A 3,696-nucleotide genomic window follows, 5' to 3' on the forward strand; every position below is an offset into this window, starting at 1 on the left:
CGGCAATGTCGCGTACGGGCTGCTTGACGAAATTCGGGAAACCGCAGCACATTTCAGTGGGCCGCCGAGGCCCGAAGACTTGGTCCTGTCGCTGCAGGGCGGTGCCATATACGACCGATGGCAGACGATCGGCGGCCCGAGCAGCATCCTGGGCGCACCGACCTCACCCGAGGCGACCGGGGCCGGCGAAGCGCGTTATGCCACCTTCGACCATGGCGCGATGTACTGGTCTCCGGAGACCGGCCCACAAGTGCTCACCGGAGCCATCTACGACGCCTGGGGTTCGCTCGGCTTCGAGCGGGGTGCGTTAGGCCTGCCGACCAGCTCGGAATTCCAAGAGCCGCAGTGGGTGAAGCAGAACTTCCAGCACGGCACGCTGAACTTCGACCGGCTCACCGGCCGGGTCAGCCGGGTCGTCGACGGTGTGGTCGAGGAGTTGCCGCCGCCGCCCGCCACCGGGCCACCGGTCCAGCTCGAGCGTTTCTCACCGGTCGCCCCGGCTGCCTAGTCCGCTACATCCACCAGCGTTCCAGTACCCGTGCGACCCCGTCATCGGTGTTGGGCGCGGTGACCTCGTCGGCCGCCGCGATCGCATCGGGGTGCGCGTTGCCCATCGCCACGCCGTGGCCGGCCCGCAACAGCATCGGGACGTCGTTGGGCATGTCGCCGAACGCCACCATGTCGGCGTCGGTAATGCCCAGCGGCCGAGCGATTTCAGCGATACCGGTGGCCTTGTCGATGCCCAGCGGCACGACCTCGACCAGCCCGTTATTGGTGGAGTAGGTGATGGCGCCCTCGACGCCGACATGCTTGGCGAGTTCGGCGGCCATGTCGGCGCTGCGCGCGCCCGCCTTGCGGACCAGGAGCTTGACGGCGGGGGCGCTGAGCAGGTCATCCATCGACACTTCGGTGTTGTCGGGATTGAGCCAGGCGTGTTCGTAGCCCGGTGAGCTGACGAATTGCGGCGTTGCGCTGTCGTGCGCGCTGGCCCCGACCCGCTCGACGGCAAGCCCGGCGCCCGGAATGACGCGGGTGGCGATCTCGACCAGCTCGGCGAGGGCGGCCACGGACAGCGTCCTGGCCGACAGCACCCGGTCGGTCGCGGGGTCGTAGATCACGGCGCCGTTGGCACACACCGCCATCGGCGCGAAGCCGAGCCCGTCGACCACCGGAGGAATCCACCGCGGCGGGCGGCCGGTGGCCAGCACGAACTGCGCTCCGGCCGCGACAGCCGCGCGCACCGCCTCGCGGGTGCGCACAGTGACTTTTTCGTCCTCGCCGATCAGGGTGCCGTCGACATCGCAGGCAATCAGCGCAGGCAACGTCACTGTGACGATCCGCTTCCGCGGCCGGCGATCAATGCCTTCCGCTTTGGCTCTGCCCCTGGCGGGTCACACCGTCGGTCCCGTGCTTCGCCAGGCGCTCTTGCAGTTCGTTCAATCGGAGCTTCTGCGAATCGTCGCGGGTCGGGGCGCCGCCGCCGAGCCGGCGAGGTACCCAGAATTCACCTTCTGGGTGTGGGTACTCCTCTTGCACCTGGTACAGCAACTCGTTCATCGACTGGCGCAGGGTGACGTTGAGTTCCTCGGGGGTTCCGTGTGGAGCCAACGGGCGGCCGGCGGCCACCGTGATCGGAATCTTGTTGCGGAACAACTTCTTTTCGTGGTCTTTGGGCCAGACGCGGTGGGCACCCCAAACGATCAGCGGGACGATCGGCACCTGCGCCTGCAGGGCCATCCTGGCTGCTCCGGTCTTGAACTCGCGCAGCTCGTAGCTGCGGCTGATGGTGGCTTCGGGATGCATCCCGATCAGTTCGCCCTCGCGCAACCGCTCTACGGCGGTGTCGAAAGCGTCGTGTCCGCTCCGTCGGTCCACCGGAATCAGCCGGGCGTGCTTGATGACGTAGTTGACCGCCTTCACGTCCGCCATCTCGGCCTTGATAATGAAGTACATCCGCCGGCCGCGCTCGCGAGCGGCGAACAACGGCGGCAGCCAGTCCAGGTAACTGGTGTGGTTCTGGGCGAGCAGCGCACCACCGCGTACGGGAATGTTATCCAGCCCGCGAAAAGTGAACTTGGTCCCGTTCATGGCGACAACCGGTGGAACGATCCATTCGCCGAACCGGTAAAACGTCTCTGCCATCCCGGTAGCTTCCTTTCTCGGCTACATAGTCCCGGCGCGGGCTTTGCCGAAGCTGTCAGCTCGTCGCCGCATCGGGTCCGGGCTCTACCCGTCTGCGGGTGCGCTCGGCCTTTTCAGTGTCCTCAATAATTTTTGCCTCCGCCACCGTAGGTGCGCTGCCGCCCAGCCGCTGCGGCACCCATAAAGCGCCTTCTGGGTGCGGATACTCATCTTGAACACGATGCAGCAACGTGGTCATTCCCGCACGCAGCGCGGCGTCAAGATGTTCGACGTCGCCGGATGGCGGCAACGGCCGGCCCGCCGCCACGATCACCGGGATCTTCTTGTAGCCAACATTGCGCGGGTGGTCTTTGGTCCAGATCCGCTGGGCGCCCCACACAATCAGCGGGATCGTCGGAACCCCGGCCTCCAGCGCCATCCGGGCCGCCCCGGTCTTGAAGTCCTTGAGCTCAAAGCTGCGGCTGATCGTCGCCTCAGGCATCAGGCCGACCACCTCGCCGGCCCGCAGTAGCCGGACCGCATCGGTGTAGGCCTGGGCGCCGGACCGGCGGTCGACCGGGATGGTCTTGGTGTGTTTGATCAGGAAGTTGACGACCTTCACCTGCTGCATCTCCGCCTTGATCAGGTAGCGGATGCGCCGCCCGCGGGCTTGAAGGGCAAGCGCGGCAGGCAGCCAGTCCACGTAACTGGTGTGGTTGATCGCGACCACCGCGCCGCCGGTCTGCGGGATGTGCTCGAGGTGCCGGTAGCTGATCTTGGTGCCGGTTGCCGTGACCAAGGCCTTGGCCGCGATCTCGAGCGCGCGGAAAACCGGCTCCATGGCCGTTATTCGGCGGGACCCGCCTCACGAGCCGCCTTGGCGGCCGCGCGGCGGTTGGCCTCATCAGCGTCGAGCTGGGCGGCTTCGGCCAGGGTTGGGGCGCTGCCGCCGAGCCGGTGCGGCACCCACCACTCGCCGGCCGGATGCGGCCCGTACGCGTCCTGCGCCCGCTCCAGCAGATGTTGCATCCGGGAATGCAGCAGCGTGGTCAGCTCGGGCGCCGGCAGGGTCGGAAGGATCGGCTCGCCGACCAGCACCACGATCGGCACCTTCGGGCGGAACATCTTCTTGGGGTGGTCCTTGGTCCAGATCCGCTGGGCACCCCAGACGATGTGCGGAATGATCGGCACATCGGCCTCTATCGCCATCCGTGCGGCGCCGGATTTGAATTCCTTGATCTCGAAGCTGCGGCTGATCGTCGCTTCCGGATAGACGCCGATGAGTTCACCGCCCCTGAGCCGGTCGACCGCCACGGCGTAGGACGCGGCGCCGCTGGACCGGTCCACCGGGATGTGCCGGCAGCCCCGCATGATGGGGCCGGTGAGCTTGCTGTCGAAGACTTCCTGCTTGGCCATGAACCGGACTTTGCGCGCGCGGTGCGCACGGAAGGCCGGCAACCCGGCCAGGGTGAAGTCCATGTAGCCGGTGTGGTTGATGGCGATGACGGCGCCGCCGGCGGCGGGGATGTTCTCCTGCCCGATGACCGTGAAACGCAAACCCTGCACCCGCCACAC

At 67.1% G+C, this 3,696-nt stretch carries 5 protein-coding genes; 1 reads left to right on the forward strand and 4 read right to left on the reverse strand.

The genetic code is table 11. From position 1 onward, the window contains the following. Window positions 1-508 (forward strand): LGFP repeat-containing protein (locus WAO18_RS19395; protein ID WP_422207858.1); only part of this gene is annotated, 508 nt, incomplete at its 5' end. Window positions 509-512: 4 nt separating this feature from the next. Here WAO18_RS19395 and WAO18_RS19400 read toward each other — a convergent pair. The 4 genes from WAO18_RS19400 to WAO18_RS19415 form a co-directional block, all read right to left on the reverse strand. Then, entirely contained in the window at window positions 513-1,328 is an 816-nt protein-coding gene (locus tag WAO18_RS19400) for an HAD family hydrolase (protein ID WP_422207859.1), read from the reverse strand. Between the two features lie 28 nt (window positions 1,329-1,356). Then, complete coding sequence (locus WAO18_RS19405) at window positions 1,357-2,142, reverse strand: lysophospholipid acyltransferase family protein (protein ID WP_422207860.1); 786 nt, start codon at window positions 2,140-2,142, stop codon at window positions 1,357-1,359. Window positions 2,143-2,197: 55 nt separating this feature from the next. After that, window positions 2,198-2,962, reverse strand: a complete 765-nt coding sequence (locus WAO18_RS19410) for a lysophospholipid acyltransferase family protein (protein ID WP_422207861.1) — start codon at window positions 2,960-2,962, stop codon at window positions 2,198-2,200. Between the two features lie 5 nt (window positions 2,963-2,967). Next, the coding region (locus WAO18_RS19415; RefSeq protein WP_422207862.1) for a lysophospholipid acyltransferase family protein at window positions 2,968-3,696 on the reverse strand (729 nt) is incomplete at its 5' end.

This window comes from Mycobacterium sp., assembly GCF_049278535.1.
In the GTDB taxonomy this organism is placed as follows: Bacteria; Actinomycetota; Actinomycetes; order Mycobacteriales; family Mycobacteriaceae; genus Mycobacterium.

Coding starts and splice junctions, on each gene's coding strand:
- WAO18_RS19405 (WP_422207860.1), bottom strand. CDS start 2,142: ATGGCAGAGACGTTTTACCGGTTCGGCGAATGGATCGTTCCACCGGTT.
- WAO18_RS19410 (WP_422207861.1), bottom strand. CDS start 2,962: ATGGAGCCGGTTTTCCGCGCGCTCGAGATCGCGGCCAAGGCCTTGGTC.